The following is a 20828-nucleotide window of genomic DNA, read 5'->3' as shown; positions in this document are numbered from 1 at the left end:
CACGAACAGGGAGTTCGCTCCGCTCCGGTTCTCGAAGCCGTCGCTATCTGCCGCACCCCAGCGAATTTCGAGTCAGGCTCTGGGACGAACAGACGATCGGGGAAGAGAGGCCCATTGCCCCCTCCCCCTCCGTCCACTATCGTGGACGAATGAGCGAAGAAAATGACATCGACCGCCGCATCGGCGCCCGCATCCGCATCGAGCGGGAGAGCCGGGGCTGGTCGCTGACCGAGCTGGCCGAAAAGGCCTCCGTGTCGCGCGCCATGATCCACAAGGTGGAGCGCGGCGACAGCAGCCCCACCGCCAACCTCCTGGGCAAGCTATCCGGCGCACTCGGCCTCAGCATGTCCACGCTGATGGCCCGCGCCGAGGCGCCCGAGGGCCGTCTCATCCGCCGGGACGATCAGCCGCTGTGGACCGACCCGGACACCGGCTATCTGCGCCGGCAGGTGTCGCCCCGCTCCGATCTGCCGATGGAAATCGTCGAGGTGACGCTGCCGGCCGGCCGTCAAGTGCCGATGCCCGCCTCGGCCTACGCCTTCCTGCGCCAGCTGATCTGGGTGCTCGATGGCGATCTCACCTTCATCGAAGGCGCGGCGCGCCATGAGATGCACGCCGGCGACTGCCTGGAGCTCGGCCCGCCCGCCGACTGCGTGTTCAAGAACGACTCTCCCCACGCCTGCACCTACGCGGTCGCCTTGCTGAAGCAGCGCTGACCGCTCTGCCGGCGCCTGTCCACATCGGTCTTGTTTTCGATCGTCCACTATATTAGATTTTCGTCATCACATAGTGGACGAACGGAGACTATCTTGGACATCAGAGACGCAGCGTCGGCCGACATCGAGGGCATCGCCAATATCTACAATCACGCGGTGGTGCATACCGCCGCCATCTGGAACGACACCCAGGTCGACATCGCCAACCGCGCCGCCTGGCACGCCGACCGGCAGCGCCAGGGCTATCCGGTGCTGGTGGCCCTGGACGAGGCCGGCGCCGTGCTGGGCTACGCCACTTTCGGCGACTGGCGCCCGCACGACGGCTATCGCCACACCGTCGAGCACTCGGTCTACGTTCGGCACGATCGGCGCGGCCAGGGCATCGGCGAGGCGCTGATGCACACCCTCATCATCCGCGCCCGTGCCATCGGCAAGCACGCCATGGTGGCCGGCATCGAAGCCGGCAACGCCGCCTCCATCCGCCTGCACAAAAAGCTCGGCTTTGCCGAGGTCGGCCTGCTGCCGCAAGTCGGCATGAAGTTCGGCCAATGGCTCGACCTCGCCTTCCTGCAATTGACGCTGGATGAGCGAGCCAGCCCGGATGCGCCGCTGAAGTGATGGTCATCGACCTGCTGATCGCCTCCCGGTGGCGCCATCGTGATCCAGAACCTCCTCATGCCGCAGATCTCGGCGGCGACCTCGACGCCGATCATCGCCATGGCCCTGAACTCGGTGGTCGGCCTAACCCTGCTTCTCTCGCTGCTCGCCGCCCGATCCGGCACGGCCGGCTTCGGAGAACTCACCGCCGCCCTCAGCTGGCGCAGCCTCATCCCAGGCCTCCTCGGCACCTTCTTCGTCTTCGCCAGCCTGATCGGCTACCAGCGGCTAGGCGCCGGCGCGACCATCTCGGTGCTGGTGACAAGCCAACTGATCGGCGACCTCGTAGCCGACGCGATTAGGACGGGCGGCGCGAGGATCGATGCGGCGACGCTGGTGGGCGCGGTGATGCTTGGGGTGGGGACCGTGCTGGTGGCGAGGGGGTAGTGGTTACCAGGGCCTCAGCTTGGCGCTGGCCCGGATAGCCACGCGACCGCACAACGCACTAATTTCTATGATAGGCCGTCCGCCAGATGACAAGCAGCAGGCGTGTTCTCGCTAAGATCGTTTACGACTTGTCAAAATCGAAATAGCGAACATAATGAGAACAAATATATAGGGATTCGATATATGGGAGCGTATCAACGGTCTGATCATTTCCCAGTTTTCCTAGCGGGAATGTTGCTGGGGACAATGATCACAGTCGGCAGCTTAGTCACCTTAAAAGTAAAGCCTGAGCAGATGCAGGATATCAGCATGTCATATACGGACTTTATCACGATTATGCTTACAGCCGTGACCGTCGTGATAACGATCCTCGCGATATTTATTGGAATTCTCGCTTTATGGGGATACTCACAGTTCCAGAAGATGACCGAGACTGCATCAAAAAGCCACCTTGAGAAGCTACTTCAAGAAGGCCCATTCGCGGCGAAGATTGAGGCGGCGATCATCCAACACGTTACAGATCAACTTCGGCAGGGTGAACTGCACAAAGTCTTGGTAGATCGCATAGACAGCATCATTTTAAACGACGCATCACAGCGCGCGGACCGAGAGCAAACCGGCGACGAGAAGCCATTCACCGACTAAGGAGAAAACAAATGATGAGCCGCGAATGGCAGTCCTTAGGTCATGAAACTATTAGGACCATCCAGGAAAACCAGGATGGCGCGCCTATCCGCCTCTCGGCGATTGCTAATGCACTTGGTATAAAGGTCATCGCAACGACCTTGCCAAATGGCATTTCTGGCGAAATTCGCCCAGATCCCGAAAACGAGGGACATTTCATTATCAAAGTTAACCGTAACGATTCCGCTCGTCGTCAGCGGTTTACCGTTGCCCATGAAATCGGGCACTTTCTGTTACACCGCGATGAAATTGGCAATGGGATCACTGATGACGTTCTCTACCGCTCTTCGCTGTCTGACCGAAGAGAGGCGCAGGCAAATCGCATCGCAGCCGATCTATTAATGCCGCAAAATCTTGTTGATGAGTGGATGGACAGAGCAAGAACACTTAAGGTTGATAACGTCATCGGTTTTCTTGCTGATAAATTCAATGTCTCGGAAGCTGCTATGAAGATTCGGTTGGGCATACCGTGACCTATGAGGCAAGGCGGATGGACTTCAGCGCTTTTCACTACGTGCCTATAATTGGCGTCAGACCGTCTGAAATGCAGGCTCTTGAAGAACTCCCGCCCCACGTGAAAGCAGGAATTTTGCCGCTTGTAGTTTTGCAACCCTGGACAACTGCAAAGGAGTTTCCAAGTACCCTCGCGAAGGTTTCTGCTAGTACGGCAGGAAAGCCGATCATCACTGATATTACGGATGAAGTCTTTGATGGGAATCGGCGTCCGGTTCATGACGTATTTGACTCCTTAAGAGACGCCACAGATGGCTACGCCGCGTGGAGAGCATTTATTGACGAAAATGAGTCATTTACTCCCGCTCTCCAGCTCTCAGACCCAAGATCAATCGCGCCCCAGATCCATTCCTTTAAGGCTATGGGACGTGGCGTGGTTATCCGCCTGCATGAACAGATATTTGGCTTAGCAGGGAATATAGCTCAGTTATTCAGAGCGTACTCTTACAATGACGACGTATACTTCATATTGGACTTCCAGAGACAAGATAGGCAAATTCTTACAAAGGCCTTAGTAGCTGTGGCCACCTGCAGAGCAATCAGAGCCCAGTTGCCGGACTGCTTTATTTCGGTGTCTGCATCAACATTCCCAACTTCATTTACTGATATTGTCGAGCAGGAGATATTTGAGCGTAGATTTTACACCCATGTGGCGGAAGTAATTGGCTACAGCAATAATATCTACTGTGATAGAGCAAGCGTAAGAGCTGAAAAGCAAAATGGGGGAGGAGGTTCTCCCGCTCCTCGCATAGATAATGCTTTAGCAGCTAAATGGAAGTTTTTCCGAGAGGCGGAGGAGGAAGATCGGGACGATGCTTATAGGATTGCGGCTATTCGTGCGACTAATTGCCCCGAGTGGAGTGATCTAGGTATTTGGGGCACCGAAATGATCAAGAGAACAGCAGCAGGCGAAGAGAACGCCATCTACTCACCGAAAATGTCAACGGCGGCTAGAGTCAACATTCACATGTATATGCAAGCAGGTGCACCCGAAGCGCCCGCAGAGATTGAATGGACAGACCTTTAGGCGGACACTTCCCGTAGAACGGCAGCCGCATCTTTCTGCCAGGATTCCCAGAACCTAGCTTTCTCGTTTTCCTTTTCGCGCGAAATCACTCGCTCCGAGGCATAGCGGCTAAGACAGCCCAGGGCGTCCAATGTGACGCGCTTCCCTTTCACCTGCCGCCAAAAATCTGCGGATGTGTCGGAAAAAGTCTCCTTAAACGCGTCCACCACCGCTCCACGGACAGCATTTTTTGAGAGCGTTTCAGCCCGCTCAAGAAGCAAGCTTCTTTTCACAGGCGCACTGACCCCATAACCCAAAAGCTTCTTTAGTTCTTGCATGGTGAGCAACTGCAAGCGCACTTTGGCGCTGACCTGGGGTTCGCCGGCCGCCGGGCGCCGCAGTCTGATATCACCCCTTCGCCCCACCTCAAACACAGCAACCTCGACAGGCGCTATTTCCAAGCCCTCTTCAACATGGCGCTCGTCAAGAGCGATCATGACATCGTCGAAGCAAGAAATATAAGCGTTTATTTGGTCGCGCAATCGCAGCAACGTATCGTACTGACTTTTCACTTCGATGCCGATGAATCTTGATCCGTTATAAATCGCCAAATCGGCACGACGTCCAGTAGCCCCCAACACATACTCGGATGCGATTACAGAACGCGCACCAATTGTCCTTCGCGCCCTCAGATAATTAAGAAAGTCACACTTAATATGTGACTCATAATATTTATCAGTATTCATTTTGCAGCCTGCAGTGACGCACCTAGCCACGATAAATGCCACTAGCCGAACAAATCATTAACGCCTCCCCTTAAGTTGTTCAATTTCAAATTACACTCCCTTGGATTGCATTCGCAACAGCTCTAGCTCAAACACCCCTTCGAGCTGACTCTGCAGACACAAATTCTCGCATCGCTTGATAACCTACCTTCCAGCCGCCCCACCCACACCAGGAGCCCCCCATGAACCGCATCGACACCGTAGTCTCCGGCGGATGCCAATGCGGCGCTCTGCGCTATCGCGCCACCGCCATGCTCGACAACTCGCATGTCTGCCATTGCCGCATGTGCCAGAAGGCCACCGGCAACATCTTTTCCGCGCTGGTCGCCGCGCCCGATGAGGCGCTCAGCTGGACGCGCGGCAAGCCGAGCGTATGGAAGAGTTCGGAGCTGGTGGAGCGCGGCTTCTGCGCCAACTGTGGCACGCCGCTGTTCTTCCATCACGTTGAGAACGGCCGCACCAACCTGATGATCGGCACGCTCGACGATCCCAACGCCTTCCCGCCGCACGCCAATATCTGCACTGAAAACATGGTGGCGTGGTTCGATACGATCACCGACATCGAGAATACGGGGGCGACCGAGAGCAATGGCGCCGCCTGGGCGGCGGCGATCAAGGCGAGCAACAACCAGCACCCCGATCACGACACCAGCGAGTGGGAGGTAAAGGGGCGGGAGGGGTGATGTTGGGGGAGCGCTATATTGGCCGAACGCTTTATTCTGCCTGAGGTCCCCGCCTTCGCGGGGATGACAGGTAGGTTATATAAAACAATCAATTAGCGCATCGCTTGCCGCATACCTCAATATAAAGCTGTCATCCTCGCGCAGGCGAGGACCTCAGGCAGAAAGGGGCGCGGGGTTCATATAGGGCTCCGCTGCCTTGAGAACGCGCCGCCGCTTCGATCACCCCGCAACACCACCCTCCCCTCTACTCAGCACCATCAGCTCCCCGCGCAGCCTCTCCGCATCCGCCAGCCCCCTCTCAATCTCCGCATGAACCGCCTTCCAGATCGGCACCGCCTCGGTCAGCACCTCCCTCCCGGCCGACGTCAGCCTCAACAGCTTGGCGCGTTTATCCGTCGGGTCGGTTTCCGTTTCCACGAAGCCACGGCGCTCCAGCGGTTTGAGGTTGGCGGTCAGCGTCGTTCTGTCCATGGCGAGCAGTGCCGCCACGCTGCCGACTTTCGGCGGATGCGGGCGGTTGAGCGACATCAGCAGGGAGAACTGGCCGCTGGTGATGCCGGCCGGCTTCAGAGCGATATCGAAGCGGCGGGCCAGCGCCCGCGCCGCCCGCTGGGCATGCAGGCACAGGCAGGTGTCGCGCACCAGAATGGTCGTCTCGTAGCCGGGATTGATAGGCGTTTGCATTTGGGGTTGACATCCAGGGTATTTTTACGTTGATATCAACGTAGAGGATGACGCGTCAATGGATATCGCAGGCGATATCGGCGCGGCGAACAGGGCGCGGAGGGCAGGACCGCGTTCGCCAGAGCACCCGCCGATCAGGTTGAACCAACCCGATCGAAAAGCGGCTGCTCCAGCAAATGAATCTGGGGGCATGGCGCCCCGTGACAGCATTTCCAGACAAAGGCGATCCCGGTTTCGGAGAGGAGACCATCATGAAGATCGTGACCAGCTTGAGCTTCCAGGGCCAGTGCCACGAGGCGTTCGAGTTCTATGCCAAGGTGCTCGGCGGCAAGATCATCGCCGCCATGCCCTATGCCGACGCCCCGCCGGACATGCCGATACACGACGAGAAGTACAAGACGTGGCTGATGCATTGCTGGCTTCAGGTGGGCGATCAGGCCCTGATGGGCTCCGACATGGATGTCCAGTGGGCCAAGAACATCGACAAGCCCAAGAACGGTTTCGATGTCGCCCTGCATACGACAGATGAGGCCGAGGGGCAGCGCTGGTACAATGAGCTGTCCGAGGGCGGCAAGGCGGTGATGCCGTTCGAGGAAACCTTCTGGTCGCCGGGCTTCGGCTCGCTGATCGACAAGTTCGGCATCCCCTGGATGATCAACGTCATGCCCTCGGCGGATTGGAAACCAAAGCAGGGCTGACCGGGAAAGCAAGCGATATCAGGCACTTCGAGGCGCAACAACAGTCGGGCGGACGCCCACGAGGAACACCATGAGTAACAATTATCGCTGGGTGATCGTCGCGGCGGGCGGCCTTCTGGGCTGCGTGGCCATCGGCGGCATGTTCTCGCTGCCGGTGTTCCTGCAGCCCATGTCGAAGGAGACCGGCTGGTCGGTCACCGGCATTTCCACGGCGATGACCATCGGCTTCCTCGCCATGGCGGTGGCCAGCATGGTGTGGGGCGGCCTGTCCGATCGGTTCGGGCCAAGGCCGGTGGTGCTGACCGGGTCGGTGGTGCTGGCGCTCAGCCTGGCGCTGGCCAGCCGGGCGACATCGCTGATCGAGTTTCAGCTGACGTTCGGGCTACTGGTCGGGGTGGCCACCGCCGCTGTCTTTGCGCCAATGATGGCCTGCGTCACCGGCTGGTTCGACACCCAGCGCAGCCTCGCCGTCTCGCTCGTCTCGGCCGGCATGGGCATGGCGCCGCTCACCATGGCGCCCTTCGCGGCCTGGCTGGTCACCGGCCATGACTGGCGCGGCGCCATGCTGATCATCGCCGTCCTCACCGCCGTGCTGATGATCCCCGCGTCGTTCCTGGTGCGCCGGCCACCGGCGCTGGAGGCCGGACACGCCGAGATGATGGCCGACGAGCCGCAAGCCGGCATGACGGTGCGGCAAGCCGTCGTCTCGCCGCAGTTCATCACGCTGATGCTGGCCAATTTCTTCTGCTGCGCCACCCACTCCGGCCCGATCTTCCACACGGTGAGCTATGCCGTTACCTGCGGCATTCCGATGATCGCCGCCGTGTCGATCTACAGCGTCGAGGGGCTGGCCGGCATGTTCGGCCGCATCGGCTTTGGCCTCGCCGGTGACCGGTTCGGCGCGCAGCGCGTGCTCGTGCTGGGACTGCTGGCCCAGGCCTTCGGCGTGCTGTCCTATTCGTTCGTCAATCAGCTCGGCGGCTTCTACGCGGTGGCGATGATCGTCGGCTTCATCTACGCCGGCACCATGCCGCTCTACGCGGTGATCATCCGCGAGAACTTCCCGCTGAAGATGATGGGCACCATCATGGGCGGCACGGCGATGGCCGGCAGCCTCGGCATGTCCACCGGCCCGCTGCTGGGCGGCATGATCTACGACCACTTCAACGGCTACGCGCTGATGTATATCGCCTCCTGCGGCATGGGCCTTGCCGCCACGCTGATCCTGATGGGCTTCCGCCCGTTCCCCGCAAGGCAGCGGGGAGAGATGGCGCCGGCATAGGGCGTCTCTGAGCAAGCGGCGCGCGAAGGCGAGATCAGGCGGGCGGATTGCCGGTGCCATCGGCCGGCGGGTCGCGGCTTTCTCCGGACTGCGACGTCGGGAAGATGTCCCACACGGCGATGAACATCGCGGCGACCGCCGGGCCGATCACCAGGCCGTTCAGGCCCCAGATGCTGATGCCGCCGACCGTTGAGATCAGCACCACATAGTCGGGCATTTTCAAGTCCTTGCCGACCAACGCCGGACGCAGGACATTGTCGACGAGGCCAATGACGAACGCCCCGAACAGCAGCAGCACGACACCCTGCCAGATGGCGCCGGTGGCAAAGAAATAGATCGCCACCGGAACCCAGACCACGCTGGCGCCGATGGCCGGCAACAGCGACAGGAACATCATCAGCACGCCCCAAAGCAGCGGCGCGTGAATGCCGAGCATCCAGAAAACCAACCCTCCCAGAGAGCCCTGAAGCACCGCCACCAGGATGACGCCTTTGACGGTCGCCCGCACCACGGTGGCAAATTTGGCAAACAGCGCCCGCTTGTACTCCGGATTGAGCGGCACCGCGTTCTTGACGCGCAAGAACAGACTGTCGCCATCGCGGATCAGGAAGAAGGCCAGATAGGCCATCATGGCCAGACTCATGAAAAATTCGAACGTCGACTGCCCGATGCCGATGACCTGGGTCGCCAGATATTGGCTCCCCTGCGTCAGCGCGCCGCTCAGCCGGTCTTGAACGGCGCCGAAGTTGCCGAGCCCCGACTGGGCCATGAAGCTCTTTGCCCAGGCGGGCAACGCGTCGGACACCGCTTGGAAATAGACGCCGAAATTGATCTCGCCGGATTTGACCTGCGCAAACAGCGCCGCCGCCTCATCCACCAACGCGATGGAGACGAGAACCAGAGGCACGACGACGATCAGCAGCACAAGGAGAATTGTCGCCAATGCCGCCAGGTTGGCTTTGCCCGGCATGGCAGCGAGCAGGCGGCGTTTCAGCGGCGCAAACAGGATCGCCACCACCGTGCCCCACAATATGGCGCCGTAATACGGCCAAAGCACCCAAGCAAAGGCAAGCGTGACGGCGACGGTCAGCAGAAGGAATGTCTTATTTTCAAGATTGCGCACCAGCGCTCCAGTCAAGACAAGAGGAACAATAAAGAACCGCCAAAATACGTTTTATCGAGCGCTGACCGCCATTTTTATTGTCTAGAGCGTGGCAACTGGCGGAACGATCTGCCTGATGATTGTAGCTTTTCTCGGACGGCTTCGTAAGGTGCTTTCCTGCCTTGCATTGGTGCCCATACCAGTTGGGTTCGCGACGGGCTCTTGGAGCCTGACCCGAAGCTCGCTGGGGGGTGGCAGATAGCGATGAGTTCGAGAACCGGAGCGGAGCGGACTTCCTGTCCGTGAGCACCGGAAGCGCAGAATTCGAAGCTAGGTGCCCGCCCCAGTAGAGTTTCGGGTCAGGCTCTGAGTGGTTTCCGATCCTCCCCCGGCAACATCCTCCCGCCCTACAATGCTCGCCTGTGCCATCTGCCGGGATTTGCTCGGAAAAATCTCATTTTCGGCAGAACTGGCTTAACAAGGGTGGTTCATCAGCACCATGAATATTTATAAAACCATGTATCGCGCTGCGAAGCCTGACGGCATCGAAACGCGCAAGGCCTATATCGTCGGCGGCGGCGTTGCCGGCCTGGCGGCGGCGGCATTTCTCACCGACGACGCCGGCATGCCCGGCGAAAACATCACCATCTTCGAAAAGCTCCCGGTGGTCGGCGGCTCGATGGACGGCGTGCGCACGCCCAATGGCTACCAGAACCGCGGCGAACGCGAGCTGGAGCCCTACATGGAGTGCCTTTGGTACCTGTGCAGCAAGGTGCCATCTCTCGAGCGGCCGGGCCGCAGCGTGCTCGACGACATCGTCGATTTCAACAAGGACGAGCCGATCCATTCGGAATGCCGCGCCCTGGTACAGCAGGGGCTCATCGCAAAAGACATCCATGATTTCAAACTGCCGGCCAGCGTCAACGCCAAGATGTTCCATCTGCTGACGTCGCCGGAGGAAGGCTTCGAGGACCTGACGATCGAGGACTATTTCGGCACGGACTCGGCGTTGTTCAAAGGTAATTTCTGGCTGTGCTTCCATACGATGCTGGCCTTCAAGCCATGGCACAGCGTCATGGAACTGAGGCGCTATATGACGCGCTTTGCGCCCAACGACTTCCGCATCGAATACCTGGAGGGCATCCTCCACACGAAATACAATGAATATGACGCGATCATCAAACCGATCGAGGTCTGGCTAAGGGGCAAAGGCGTGAAAATCGTCAGCGATTGCCCGGTGACCAACATCGATCTCGACCCGGCCTGCAACGCGGTGCAACGCTTGCAGTTGAAGCAAAACAGAATCGACACCTCGGTTGCCATCGCGCCCACCGATCTGGTCTTCGTGACCAACGGCTCCATGACGCAGAACTCCGGCTATGGCGACAACCAGACGGTTGCCCCAATCGACCGCTCGACGCAAGACCGAGGCGTGTTCACGCTGTGGGAACGGCTCGCCAAGAAGCACAAGAAATTCGGGCAGCCACAGAAGTTCATCGGCAACATCGACAAGACGATGTGGGCTTCCTTCTTCCCGACGATCAAGGGCTATCCGCAATTCGTGGCAAGGCTCGAAGTGCTGACGGGCAGCAAGGCGGGAACCGGCGGCGCCATCTCCATCAAGGACTCCGCCTGGCAGATCGGCCTCATCCTACACCACAAGCCATTCTATCCGGGCCAGGCCGACGACGAGGAAGTGCTGTGGGGCAACGGCCTGTTCAGCGAACGCATCGGAAATTACGTCAAGAAAACAATGCTGGACTGCACGGGCGAAGAGATCATGACCGAGGTGCTTTACCACCTCGGCTTGCTGGAGATGAAAGACGAGCTGTTCAAGCACATGTCGGTTTCCACCTGCGTGATGCCGTATATCAACAGCCAGTTCATGCCGCGCAAAGTGACCGATCGCCCGGCGGTCGTGCCGAAGGGCTGCACCAATCTCGGCTTCATCGGCCAGTTCGTCGAGGTGAAGGACGACGCGGTGTTCACGGTGGAGACCTCCGTCCGCACGGCGATGGAAGCGGTCTATACGCTGACGAAACTCGCCCGCGACGTGCCCGAGGTCTACCCCTCGCAATACGACATTCGCTGCGCCGTCGACCACGCGCGGCGCTTCCTCGGCGTCAGCGGCGAGTTCACCAAGGCCGATATTCCCAGCGTCAATCCGTTCCTGCTGTTCGGATTGAAAACCAAGATCGCCGCGTTCCTGAACGGCGTGCCGCATTTCCCGCACCTCTATCAGGGCCACGATCGCAGCGTGCCGGACAAGGTGTCGGTGTTGCATCCCCAGTATCCCCTGGAGAAATAAGCCGGCGCGGGTGCGGAACAAGCCGAGGGCCCTCGCGCGCTTTCCCAAACCAAGCGAGGGTCCAGTTCCATGAGCCGGCGTCCTCGGCATCTGGCCGCCGGCGGATCCGCCCGGTGTCGCCGAACCGGCGATCTTGGTCACCGCCACTTTTCCGCGACGTCACCTCGATACGAATATAAGTACTTGCACTATATATATAAATTCGACTTCAGCACATGACGAACAACGAGAATTGTGAAAGATTGCAACTCGGAACGTGGGCGAACTGGCGGGGGGCCAGACGCGGAGCATCATATCAACCGATGTTGGCGGGTTGGCAGTACGAGCGGTCGTTGATCGCTGAGTTACGGCCTTGTGGCCACGCGGATCGAGCATTCTGGGGGCTGAAAGCGTGTCGACCATAAGCTGTTTGCCGAGGCTGCATCATGGCCTGAAATCTGCCGTTTCGGTCATTGCCATGCTTGCCGGGGCCATGGCGCTGCCGGCAGGCCATGCCTGGGCGGGGGAAGTCGTCGTCAACAACGGTTACGTCGGCAGTGTGAACGCAAATGGTCCCAGCGCTTCCAATAACAAGCTGACACTCACAACCAACGCCAATGTGACCGCCGATGCGTATGGCGGGTACACGACAGATCCTTCCGTTGACGCCAGCAACAACACGGTTGTGATGGACAGCAACGCTCAGGTCCATGGCATTCTCGGTGGTGGCGGCACCACAAGCGGCGATGCCATCGGCAATTCGGTGAGCCTCAGCGGCGGCACGGCTTGGTCGAAAGTCTATGGTGGCGCGACCAGGGACGGCGATGCCATCGGAAATACGATCACCATCAGCGGTAGCGCCGTGACGAAAGACTTTGTCCGTGGCGGCTATTCCGACAATGGCTCCGCCACGAACAACGCCGTGACGGTCAGCGGCGGCACGCTCATGGACACAGTCATCGGTGGTGTATCCGAAAACGGCACCGTTTCCGGCAATACGGTGACCATCACTGGCGGCACGTTGAACGGCGCCATCGCAGGCGGATACGCGGAGCTTTCTGCAACGGGAAATACGGTCGACATCAGCGGTGGCACGATAGACTCCCCCTTGATTGCCGGAGGCGCAACGAATTCCACCACGGCGACTGGGAATACCGTTACGATCAGCGGCACGCCCTCGATCTCAAGCAGCGTCATACTCTACGGAGGCTTTTGCGATCACAGCAGTTGCTCCGGCGATCTGTTCTCGGGCAACACGCTCAACCTCAAGACCGCTGGCCTGACCGTCGGTGAGCTGGCAAATTTTGAGTACCTCAACTTCTATCTGCCGACGACGCTGACCGCTGGCGGAACCATGCTGACCGTGACGGGCACGGCCGATCTGACCAATGGCAGCGGCACATCCTCCACCGTCAACGTCGGCATCAACGGCGCCTCCTCGGCCCTGGCCGTTGGCGACAGCGTCACGCTGATCCACGCAGGAACGCTGATCACCACAGCCGGCCTCAACGACACGGCCACCGGGTCGGGCATGCTGGGCGTGACGCTGAAATACGTGTTCGGCATCAGCGCCGACGCCAATGACCTGACCGCCACCGTTCAGTCGGTCGGCGTGTCCGAACAGAGCAAGGCGCTGTCCGAAGGCTTCGTTTCCGGCGCATCCTTCGTCAACCAGGGCGCCGACCTTGCGTCCGGCAAGGGCATGGCCAATGCCATCAGCGCCGCCGAGGCGGGCTGGTCGTCGTTTGGCGCGGTGTCCGGCGGCTCCATCCGCACGGAAACCGGCTCGCATGTCGATGTTGATGGCGTGTCGCTGCTGGCTGGCCTGTCCAAGGGGGTCGACCTATCCGTCGGTCGCCTGACAACCGGCGCCTTTGCCGAATTCGGCAGCGGCTCCTACGACACCTACAACGGCTTCTCCTCAGGCAACGTGCATGGCGAGGGCGACAGCCGCTATGTCGGTGGCGGCCTGCTCGGCCACATGGACTTCGACGCGGCGGGACCAGGACACGCCTATGCCGAGGCTTCGGCCCGCTTTGGCAGCGCCCACACCAGCTTCGACAGCGCCGACCTGACCTCCGGCGGCGTCGCGGCCGGCTACGACACCTCATCGCTCTACGCCGGCGCCAGCGCCGCCGTCGGCTATGTCTGGACCGTCAATGAAGCGACGACGGTCGATGTCAGCGGCAAGTATCTGTGGTCGCGCCTTGGCAGCGACAGCGTTCAGCTCACCACCGGCGAAACGGTGGATTTCGACGCGGTGACCTCCGAGCGCACCCGCCTCGGCGCCCGCCTCTCCTACGCCCTGTCCAACAAGGTCACCCCCTATGCCGGGGCGGCTTGGGAGCATGAGTTCGACGGCAAGTCCCGCGCCACCACCAACGGCTTTGCCATCGACGCCCCGTCGATGAGCGGCGACACTGGCATCCTGGAAGTGGGACTGACGCTGAAACCATCCGACGACCTGCCGCTGTCGGTCGACCTCGGCCTCCAGGGCTACGTCGGCCAGCGCGAGGGCGTCGCCGGCAACCTGCAGGCCAGACTGGCGTTCTGAGGAGGGGCCATCGGTGCCCCTCCACCCCACACCTTTCCCGCGCGGCACGGTCGCAATATCAGGCGCGAAAATGCTCGTGGTGTGGCGGCCAGCATCACCCCTGGGTACTTTCGCGACAACGTAAAGCTCTACGATATAAAGAGAAATACGACTGGAGGCCGCGAGGAGGTTTGGTAATTTGACGTTATGTTTCAGGCAATGACGCAACGCGCCGGTCTGCGCCGACGGTTGTGTTGTCTTTGGTGTCTTTATCTCAGGAGATGAGAAGCGTGGTTGCCATCTTCCGCCCGGCGCTGCTTGGCCGGCGTCTCAAATCTACCGCCTCCGTCGCCGCCATGATCGTCGGCGCAATCACTTTCGCGCCGCAGGACGCGGTTGCCGGCGATGTGACAGTCAACTCGAATTACGGGCAAGACGATGTCTACGGCAATAGCGTGGCAGGCCATCCGGAGACTGTGGACACCTCCGCTTCCGCCTCCGGGAACAATCTGATCCTGGAGAGCGGGGCGTCCGCGTCTTCCGCGTATGGCGCCAAGGCAGGTGGGGCCGCAAACCACAACAGCGTGGTGATGAACGGCGGAAACGGGGGGGATATTTATGGTGGACGGTCCGGTTCTGGCGGCGCCACAGACAATTCGGTCACCGTCAACGGCGGAACAGCGCATACCGTGGTTGGTGGTTTTGCTGGTAGCGGCAGCGCTATCGAGCGCAACAGCGTTGTCATCAATGGAGGTACCGTCTCTGACGACGTTTATGGGGCCTGGTCCATCACTACGGAGTCGCTGAACAACACTGTTGAGATCAGCGGCGGCCAGGTTGGAACTGTTGTCGGCGGCTACGCGCAGTACTCCTCAGCAAAATTCAATAGTGTCACCATATCAGGAGGGACGCTAACCGGGGCCTATATCGCCGGGGGGCAGTCAGTTAATGGCTCGGCAACCGACAACACAGTTACGATCAGCGGATCGCCGGTTATCACCAATAACAACCTGAAGCTATACGGCGGCTATTGCGTTGGCGCATGCGGCGATATGTTTGCAGGCAACCGGCTCGAGCTCAAGACCGCAGGTCTCAGCGTCGCCGGTCTATCCAACTTCCAGTATCTCGATTTCTATCTGCCGACGAGCCTCGCATCCGGCGGAACCATGCTGACCGTGTCGGGCACCGCCGATCTGACCAATGGCAGCGGCACATCCTCCACCGTCAACGTCGGCATCAACGGCGCCTCCTCGGCCCTGGCCGTCGGCGACAGCGTGACGCTGATCCACGCGGGAACGCTGATTACCAACGCCGATCTCAACGACACGGCCACCGGATCTGGCATGCTGGGCGTGACGCTGAAATACGTGTTCGGCATCAGCGCCGACGCCAATGACCTGACCGCCACCGTCCAGTCGGTCGGCGTGTCCGAGGAAAGCAAGGCGCTGTCGGAAGGCTTCGTTTCCGGCGCATCCTTCGTCAACCAGGGCGCTGACCTTGCGTCCGGCAAGGGCATGGCCAACGCTATCAGCGCCGCCGAGGCGGGCTGGTCGTCGTTCGGCGCGGTGTCCGGCGGCTCCATCCGCACGGAAACCGGCTCGCATGTCGATGTTGATGGCGTGTCGCTGCTGGCTGGCCTGTCTAAGGGGGTCGACCTGTCGATCGGTCGCCTGACGACCGGCGTCTTCGCCGAATTCGGCAACGGCTCCTACGACACCTACAACGGCTTCTCCTCAGGCAACGTGCATGGCGAGGGCGACAGCCGCTATGTCGGCGGCGGCCTGCTCGGCCACATGGACTTCGACGCGGCCGGACCGGGACACGCCTATGCCGAGGCCTCCGCCCGCTTCGGCAGCGCCCACACCAGCTTCGACAGCGCCGACCTGACCTCCGGCGGCGTCGCGGCCGGTTATGACACCTCATCGCTCTACGCTGGCGCCAGCGTCGCCGTCGGCTATGTCTGGACTGTCAATGAAGCGACGACGGTCGATGTCAGCGGCAAGTATCTGTGGTCGCGCCTTGGCAGCGACAGCGTTCAGCTCACCACCGGCGAAACGGTGGATTTCGACGCGGTGACCTCCGAGCGCACCCGCCTCGGCGCCCGCCTCTCCTACGCCCTGTCCAACAAGGTCACCCCCTATGCCGGGGCGGCCTGGGAGCACGAGTTCGACGGCAAGTCCCGCGCCACCACCAACGGCTTTGCCATCGACGCCCCGTCGATGGGCGGCGACACCGGCATCATGGAAGTGGGACTGACGCTGAAGCCCTCCGACGACCTGCCGCTGTCCGTCGACCTCGGCCTTCAGGGCTTCGTCGGCCAGCGCGAGGGCGTCGCCGGCAACCTGCAGGCCAGACTGGCGTTCTGAGAAGGGCGGGCTGGCAATTTCGCCGGCACGGCCCGTCATGTCCCGGAATTGTTTCAGGGACGCGCGTTCGCTAAACCAGCGTTCGAGAGTTGAGGCCGTTGCCTCGGCTCGGCCCATGGAGCCTTGATGATAAAGCTTGTGCGATAGGGCTCTCCGAACCACGGAGAGCATCGTGACTTCAAAGCCGCCCGCCTACGCGCCCGCGGCGTTATTTTCACATCCGTCACACGAGACATCCATGAATATCTCACGAAATGAACACCGTGCGCGGCGCTTGCTGATCCGCGATGAAACGACGGCTGACATCCCGGCCATCAGCCGCCTTGTCACTGAAGCCCTCCGCATGCTCGCGCAATCCACCGGAACCGAGGCGAGCATCGTCGAGGCGCTGCGGGCAGCGGGCGCGCTTGCCCTATCGCTTGTGGCCGAAGAGGGAGGCGAGGTGATCGGTTATCTGGCCGCCTCGGAGGGCCGGGTCGGCGCTGAGGGCGGTTGGGGGCTGATCGGCCCGCTTGTCGTCTTGCCGTCAAGGCATCGCCAGGGTATCGGCACGGCCCTGATGGCAGAAGCCCTGCGTCGGCTGCGGGAAACCAGCCGGGGCGCGGCTCTGGTGGGCGACCCCGCCTACTATGGCCGGTTCGGCTTCCGCGCCTTCGCCGGCCTGAGCGTCGCCGGCTGCCCGCCCGAAGTGGTTCAAGCCTTGCCCTTCGACGGCGGCGAGCCGCGCGGCGAGCTGATCCATCACCCCGCATTCGGTCTGGACCAGCAGGCGTAACACAAAGCTCGGGCTGCGCCTCCTAGTGGAGCAGCCCGGCCAGGGGCAGAACCTCCCCCTACTTCGTCGCCACCCAGATCATATGCCGCGCGCCGCGCCTCTTGCCGGCCCGCGTCGGCACCTCGGTCACCTCAAACCCCACCCTCTTGAGGCGCCGCGTGAAGGCCGGGTCGGGCAGCGACGACCACACCGTGAAGACGCCGCCGGGGCGGAGCGCCTGCCAGGCCGCGTCGAGGCCGGCGGTGAAATACAGCGCGTCGTTGCCTTGCTGCGCCATCGCCTCGGGGCCGTTGTCGACATCGAGCAGGATGGCGTCCCAGCTGTTGACGGCGGCGCGGATGACGACGGCGACATCCTCCACGCGCACGGTGACGCGCGGATCTTCGAGACAGCCGGCGAACACCTCGGCCATCGGCCCGTGCGCCCATTCCACCACCGCCGGCACCAGTTCGGCGACGGTGACGCGCGCGCTGTCGTCGAGCGCCTTCAGCGCCGCCCGCAGCGTGAACCCCATACCAAGGCCGCCGATCAGCATCTTCACCCGCGGCCGTCCGGCGAGCGCCGAACAGGCGAGCGTGGCCAGCGCCTCCTCCGAGCCGGAAAGGCGGGAATTCATCAGCGTGTTGGTGCCGATCATGATGGAAAATTCGCTGCCGCGCTGCATCAGCCGCAGCTCGGTGCCATCGTCAGTCTTCGCGGCGCCAAGCCGAACCCAGGGAAGCATTCAAAACACCCGTTCACGAAAAGAGCCGGCACCCTACACGAGGCAGGGCCGGACGGACAGGGCGAGAGAGCTGAGACATCCATTGGATAAGAAGCGGCACCCGATACCACCCCCTCGCCCCACCTTCCTGAGATCCCTCGCCTGCGCGGAGGATGACAAATTGATATTTATTATCAAGAAATTATCACCTCGCGCCTGACCTAGCCCCCGCGTCTATAAATTGTCCTCCTCTGCGCAGGCAGAGGACCTCAGGCAGGATGGGGTGCAAGGCCGATATCGGTCTCCCTCCCGTCAAGCCGCCGGGGCGTTTCGCGCCTCCAGCGTTCGCCTGGCGCGCCTCAGGTAACTGTTGACGATCAGCTTGTGCGCCGGCCCGACGGGCAGCATGTAGACGCGGCCGAAGCGATTATGCGTGACGACGGAGGCCGTCACCGTCACCACCCGATGGGCGACCGAAAGGCAGATCATCACGTCGAGGTGCCGGTCGCGCGCCGTCAGCACCAGCCTATCCGGCGCGCAATCCTCCACCAGGAAGAAGTCCAGCCGGTCGCCAACCTCAACGCTGGTGCGCCGCTTGCCGGAGAAACCATCGATGCGTTGGACGCCGAACCGCGCGGAAATCGCGTCCCGCGTTCGAAAGGCCAGCCGCAGCAACAGCCCCGGCTCGGCCGTCATCAGGTTCCACGCTTCCAGCGCGGTGATCGACACCGGCAGCGCCATCGACCTCGTATCGTAATAGTCGAGTTCGGCCGGCGGGCGCAGGGTGCGGATGGCGGACGTGTTCTCCAAGTCAGGACTCCCTAATAAGGCAGCATCCGCCGCTCGCCCATCTTGAACCAGGCCTTGGCGATCTTGCCAGCCTCAATCTCGTAAATACAGACGACGTCGACCTCGCCTTTGCCTTCGGGAAAGCTGCGCATCACCGTTTCATGGTCGACGACGACATTACCCACCACGATGCGCGTGAGCAGCTTGCCATAGAGGTCGGGCTCCCTGAAACGCTCGACATGGCGCGCCCGGATCTCCTCGGCGCTCCCCGCCAGCAGCGTCGACGGAAAGGCGTAATACTGGCAATCGCTAGCCCACCAGGGCATGAACGCCTCGATGTCGCGGGCGTTATAGGCCTCAAGCTGCTGCTGAACCGGCCGTTCGATGTCGTGGGTCAAGGGTACCTCGCCTGAAGAGTTGCTGGCAGAAAATCAGAGCAGCACATGCCCGGCCTGCGTCAGCAGACGGCGCGCCGCCTCGAGGTCGGCTTCCTTCACCAGCACATGGTCGCCGTCGAAGGTGGAGACCACGAAAATGCCGATGCCCTGAGTGGAGAGCGGCGAGATCACCGACAGAACGATGCCCGTTTCATGAAACGCGAACGGCCCCTGCAATTTGAAGCAAGACCAGCCGCGATCCGCCTGCGCATCCCCGGGTATGCGATCCCGCGGGCAGACGATGGACAGCTCGTCGTCACTGCGACTGATGCTGACAAAGCCGCTGCCATCGGCCCATGCCGGAATGGGATCGGACGCGCCGAGCCGCGCCACGCCATAGGCTCCGTCCAACAGCCGCAATTTAACCCGAACCGCCATGCGGAACTCCCTTGGCCGGAAACCGAAAAACCGTTGCGCCCTGCCCCTCAGGACTCACGAGGCAAATCCTTGCCCATCAAGATCCATTCGCCCGCTTCATCCGACCCCGGAAAAGGAACGAACGGCCGCCTGTCCCACGCGGCGAAACCGGCTGCCCGATAGAGGCCATAGGCCCTGGCGTTGAAGCTGCCGACCATCAGCGTCAGCCGATCCTTGCCGGCAGCCCGCGCCATGCTCTCCGCTTCCATGAGCAGGGATTTGCCAAACCCCTCGCCCTGATATTCGGGATAGACGGCCACGGCGGATATATACCAAGTGCCGGCGGCCATCGCCTTCAGCTCATTGAGCGGCTTCACGATGTCCATGCCGGCCGCCGGCGCGCCGGACGATTCGGGGATCACATATCCGCCCACCGCGCCCACCACCTGGCCCTGCCCTTCGGCCACCCGCCAGTTGCTGAAATGCGTGAAATGGCTTTGGTCGTTGCGGATGATATCGCGGCCGATCTCGAAGGCCGACTGGCCGGCCGAGGCGGCTTGCCCCCACAAAAGCGAGGTCAGGCGGCGCGTCGCCATGTCGGCGAGAAGAACCAGATGCGGGCAATCGTTTGGCGTGGCCGGCCGGAAGGCGATGGGCTGGACATCGGACGCGGGAGGCATGTTTCTTTCCCCGGATTGTAAACTGAACAACAAAAAACCCGCCGACCGGACGGTGGGCAGGTTGCGCAAGATCCTGTGACGAGAGAGGGACTATTGCCCTCCGAAGCCTCGCCGTCGCGGAATCGACGCGCCACGCTGCAAAAGCGCGCGGCGTCGGCGTCGGATGAGACTGGCGGGTGCGAAGTTCATGGCGGGAGCATCGGCCGGATTGGTTGCAAGGTCAAGCGGCGGATTCAGGACGCCCGCGTCAAGGCACTGAACGGAAGATTGACGTGGAGAGGCGAAGGACTGACCTTGCCCACCGCGGCGGAGTTCCAGCCCTATATCCGCCGCCCGCCCTTTTCGGCCTGAGATCCTCTGCCTTCGCAGAGGAGGACACCTTATAAGGGCCGAAGACAGGTCGGGAAGCGACGCGCTAGAAGCTCGGAGGTCCTCCACCCCGTCGAAGTGATCGCTGCGGCGCCTTATATCAACCGCTCGCTCTACCTTCCCGAGATCCTCTGCCTGCGCAGAGGAGGACAGATTTATATTTAGGATCAGATGGATAGTACGTCGCCTTCCGGCCTGTCTCCCGCTTCTATAAATTGTCCTCCTCTGCGCAGGCAGAGGATCTCAGGCAGAACGAAGCGCAACGCCGATATAGGTCTCCAAGACGCAAAAGAGCCGGCTCACGCCGCTTCCCTTGCCATCCACTCCGCCGGCAA

The 20828-nt window shown here is 61.3% G+C and carries 21 protein-coding genes; 13 read left to right on the top strand and 8 right to left on the bottom strand.

From position 1 onward, the window contains the following. Positions 1 to 149 precede the first annotated feature (149 nt). The 6 genes from AB6N07_RS07645 to AB6N07_RS07620 all read left to right on the top strand — a co-directional run bounded on the left by AB6N07_RS07645 (position 150) and on the right by AB6N07_RS07620 (position 3984). Positions 150 to 716, top strand: coding sequence for a helix-turn-helix domain-containing protein (locus tag AB6N07_RS07645; protein ID WP_370677207.1), 567 nt, complete (start codon positions 150 to 152; stop codon positions 714 to 716). Between the two features lie 93 nt (positions 717 to 809). Next, on the top strand, positions 810 to 1334 hold the full coding sequence (locus AB6N07_RS07640) for an N-acetyltransferase family protein (protein ID WP_370677206.1): 525 nt from the start codon (positions 810 to 812) through the stop codon (positions 1332 to 1334). Between the two features lie 39 nt (positions 1335 to 1373). Next, positions 1374 to 1760 carry a DMT family transporter gene (locus tag AB6N07_RS07635; RefSeq protein ID WP_370677205.1) on the top strand — a complete coding sequence of 129 codons (387 nt, stop codon included), beginning with the start codon at positions 1374 to 1376 and terminating at the stop codon, positions 1758 to 1760. A gap of 246 nt (positions 1761 to 2006) precedes the next feature. After that, the gene (locus AB6N07_RS07630; RefSeq protein WP_370677204.1) at positions 2007 to 2405 is read left to right on the top strand and encodes a hypothetical protein; all 399 of its coding nucleotides are present in this window, start codon (positions 2007 to 2009) and stop codon (positions 2403 to 2405) included. Between the two features lie 11 nt (positions 2406 to 2416). Further along, positions 2417 to 2917 carry an ImmA/IrrE family metallo-endopeptidase gene (locus AB6N07_RS07625; RefSeq protein ID WP_370677203.1) on the top strand — a complete coding sequence of 167 codons (501 nt, stop codon included), beginning with the start codon at positions 2417 to 2419 and terminating at the stop codon, positions 2915 to 2917. Positions 2918 to 2934: 17 nt separating this feature from the next. After that, complete coding sequence (locus AB6N07_RS07620) at positions 2935 to 3984, top strand: hypothetical protein (protein ID WP_370677202.1); 1050 nt, start codon at positions 2935 to 2937, stop codon at positions 3982 to 3984. Here AB6N07_RS07620 and AB6N07_RS07615 read toward each other — a convergent pair. Next, a complete protein-coding gene (locus AB6N07_RS07615) occupies positions 3981 to 4709 on the bottom strand; it encodes a sce7726 family protein (RefSeq protein ID WP_370677201.1) in 729 nt (242 codons plus the stop codon). The genes AB6N07_RS07620 and AB6N07_RS07615 overlap by 4 nt on opposite strands. Positions 4710 to 4930: 221 nt before the next feature. On the opposite strand from AB6N07_RS07615, the gene AB6N07_RS07610 reads away from it, so the two are divergent. Then, entirely contained in the window at positions 4931 to 5431 is a 501-nt protein-coding gene (locus tag AB6N07_RS07610; protein ID WP_370677200.1) for a GFA family protein, read from the top strand. Between the two features lie 219 nt (positions 5432 to 5650). Here AB6N07_RS07610 and AB6N07_RS07605 read toward each other — a convergent pair whose 3' ends face one another. Next, complete coding sequence (locus AB6N07_RS07605) at positions 5651 to 6115, bottom strand: MarR family winged helix-turn-helix transcriptional regulator (RefSeq protein ID WP_370677199.1); 465 nt, start codon at positions 6113 to 6115, stop codon at positions 5651 to 5653. Between the two features lie 251 nt (positions 6116 to 6366). On the opposite strand from AB6N07_RS07605, the gene AB6N07_RS07600 reads away from it, so the two are divergent. Together AB6N07_RS07600 and AB6N07_RS07595 are read left to right on the top strand one after the other, a co-directional pair. Then, positions 6367 to 6813, top strand: a complete 447-nt coding sequence (locus AB6N07_RS07600) for a VOC family protein (RefSeq protein WP_370677198.1) — start codon at positions 6367 to 6369, stop codon at positions 6811 to 6813. Between the two features lie 70 nt (positions 6814 to 6883). Further along, entirely contained in the window at positions 6884 to 8095 is a 1212-nt protein-coding gene (locus tag AB6N07_RS07595) for an MFS transporter (RefSeq protein ID WP_370677197.1), read from the top strand. A 34-nt stretch (positions 8096 to 8129) separates the two neighbouring features. Here AB6N07_RS07595 and AB6N07_RS07590 read toward each other — a convergent pair whose 3' ends face one another. Further along, positions 8130 to 9218 (bottom strand): AI-2E family transporter, encoded by a 1089-nt coding sequence (locus tag AB6N07_RS07590; RefSeq protein ID WP_370677196.1) that lies wholly within the window; start codon positions 9216 to 9218, stop codon positions 8130 to 8132. Between the two features lie 478 nt (positions 9219 to 9696). On the opposite strand from AB6N07_RS07590, the gene AB6N07_RS07585 reads away from it, so the two are divergent. The 4 genes from AB6N07_RS07585 to AB6N07_RS07570 all read left to right on the top strand — a co-directional run bounded on the left by AB6N07_RS07585 (position 9697) and on the right by AB6N07_RS07570 (position 17158). Further along, positions 9697 to 11505, top strand: coding sequence for an oleate hydratase (locus AB6N07_RS07585; protein ID WP_370677195.1), 1809 nt, complete (start codon positions 9697 to 9699; stop codon positions 11503 to 11505). 457 nt (positions 11506 to 11962) lie between these two features. Then, the gene (locus AB6N07_RS07580; protein ID WP_370677194.1) at positions 11963 to 14038 is read left to right on the top strand and encodes an autotransporter domain-containing protein; all 2076 of its coding nucleotides are present in this window, start codon (positions 11963 to 11965) and stop codon (positions 14036 to 14038) included. A gap of 269 nt (positions 14039 to 14307) precedes the next feature. Next, the gene (locus AB6N07_RS07575; RefSeq protein WP_370677193.1) at positions 14308 to 16383 is read left to right on the top strand and encodes an autotransporter domain-containing protein; all 2076 of its coding nucleotides are present in this window, start codon (positions 14308 to 14310) and stop codon (positions 16381 to 16383) included. Positions 16384 to 16621: 238 nt separating this feature from the next. After that, positions 16622 to 17158, top strand: a complete 537-nt coding sequence (locus AB6N07_RS07570; RefSeq protein WP_370677192.1) for a GNAT family N-acetyltransferase — start codon at positions 16622 to 16624, stop codon at positions 17156 to 17158. Between the two features lie 58 nt (positions 17159 to 17216). Here AB6N07_RS07570 and AB6N07_RS07565 read toward each other — a convergent pair whose 3' ends face one another. The 5 genes from AB6N07_RS07565 to AB6N07_RS07545 all read right to left on the bottom strand — a co-directional run bounded on the left by AB6N07_RS07565 (position 17217) and on the right by AB6N07_RS07545 (position 20124). After that, complete coding sequence (locus AB6N07_RS07565; RefSeq protein WP_370677191.1) at positions 17217 to 17882, bottom strand: spermidine synthase; 666 nt, start codon at positions 17880 to 17882, stop codon at positions 17217 to 17219. Between the two features lie 291 nt (positions 17883 to 18173). Continuing rightward, the gene (locus AB6N07_RS07560; RefSeq protein ID WP_370677190.1) at positions 18174 to 18671 is read right to left on the bottom strand and encodes a DUF2867 domain-containing protein; all 498 of its coding nucleotides are present in this window, start codon (positions 18669 to 18671) and stop codon (positions 18174 to 18176) included. A gap of 11 nt (positions 18672 to 18682) precedes the next feature. Next, a complete protein-coding gene (locus AB6N07_RS07555; RefSeq protein WP_370677189.1) occupies positions 18683 to 19048 on the bottom strand; it encodes a nuclear transport factor 2 family protein in 366 nt (121 codons plus the stop codon). Between the two features lie 33 nt (positions 19049 to 19081). Beyond that, positions 19082 to 19465 carry an ACT domain-containing protein gene (locus AB6N07_RS07550; protein WP_370677188.1) on the bottom strand — a complete coding sequence of 128 codons (384 nt, stop codon included), beginning with the start codon at positions 19463 to 19465 and terminating at the stop codon, positions 19082 to 19084. A 47-nt stretch (positions 19466 to 19512) separates the two neighbouring features. After that, on the bottom strand, positions 19513 to 20124 hold the full coding sequence (locus tag AB6N07_RS07545) for a GNAT family N-acetyltransferase (protein WP_370677187.1): 612 nt from the start codon (positions 20122 to 20124) through the stop codon (positions 19513 to 19515). Positions 20125 to 20828 lie beyond the last annotated feature (704 nt).

The organism is Pleomorphomonas sp. PLEO (assembly GCF_041320595.1).
In the GTDB taxonomy this organism is placed as follows: domain Bacteria; phylum Pseudomonadota; class Alphaproteobacteria; order Rhizobiales; family Pleomorphomonadaceae; genus Pleomorphomonas.
The sequence above is the reverse complement of the archived record's forward strand: the minus strand, read 5'-3'. Positions and strand labels throughout refer to the sequence as shown.

Excerpts from the sequence above, each read along its gene's own strand:
- AB6N07_RS07645 (WP_370677207.1), top strand. The coding sequence starts at position 150 with ATGAGCGAAGAAAATGACATCGACCGCCGCATCGGCGCCCGCATCCGC.
- AB6N07_RS07630 (WP_370677204.1), top strand. The coding sequence starts at position 2,007 with ATGATCACAGTCGGCAGCTTAGTCACCTTAAAAGTAAAGCCTGAGCAG.
- AB6N07_RS07625 (WP_370677203.1), top strand. The coding sequence starts at position 2,417 with ATGATGAGCCGCGAATGGCAGTCCTTAGGTCATGAAACTATTAGGACC.
- AB6N07_RS07620 (WP_370677202.1), top strand. The coding sequence starts at position 2,935 with ATGGACTTCAGCGCTTTTCACTACGTGCCTATAATTGGCGTCAGACCG.
- AB6N07_RS07615 (WP_370677201.1), bottom strand. The coding sequence starts at position 4,709 with ATGAATACTGATAAATATTATGAGTCACATATTAAGTGTGACTTTCTT.
- AB6N07_RS07610 (WP_370677200.1), top strand. The coding sequence starts at position 4,931 with ATGAACCGCATCGACACCGTAGTCTCCGGCGGATGCCAATGCGGCGCT.
- AB6N07_RS07605 (WP_370677199.1), bottom strand. The coding sequence starts at position 6,115 with ATGCAAACGCCTATCAATCCCGGCTACGAGACGACCATTCTGGTGCGC.
- AB6N07_RS07600 (WP_370677198.1), top strand. The coding sequence starts at position 6,367 with ATGAAGATCGTGACCAGCTTGAGCTTCCAGGGCCAGTGCCACGAGGCG.
- AB6N07_RS07595 (WP_370677197.1), top strand. The coding sequence starts at position 6,884 with ATGAGTAACAATTATCGCTGGGTGATCGTCGCGGCGGGCGGCCTTCTG.
- AB6N07_RS07585 (WP_370677195.1), top strand. The coding sequence starts at position 9,697 with ATGAATATTTATAAAACCATGTATCGCGCTGCGAAGCCTGACGGCATC.
- AB6N07_RS07580 (WP_370677194.1), top strand. The coding sequence starts at position 11,963 with ATGCTTGCCGGGGCCATGGCGCTGCCGGCAGGCCATGCCTGGGCGGGG.
- AB6N07_RS07570 (WP_370677192.1), top strand. The coding sequence starts at position 16,622 with ATGAATATCTCACGAAATGAACACCGTGCGCGGCGCTTGCTGATCCGC.
- AB6N07_RS07565 (WP_370677191.1), bottom strand. The coding sequence starts at position 17,882 with ATGCTTCCCTGGGTTCGGCTTGGCGCCGCGAAGACTGACGATGGCACC.
- AB6N07_RS07550 (WP_370677188.1), bottom strand. The coding sequence starts at position 19,465 with ATGGCGGTTCGGGTTAAATTGCGGCTGTTGGACGGAGCCTATGGCGTG.
- AB6N07_RS07545 (WP_370677187.1), bottom strand. The coding sequence starts at position 20,124 with ATGCCTCCCGCGTCCGATGTCCAGCCCATCGCCTTCCGGCCGGCCACG.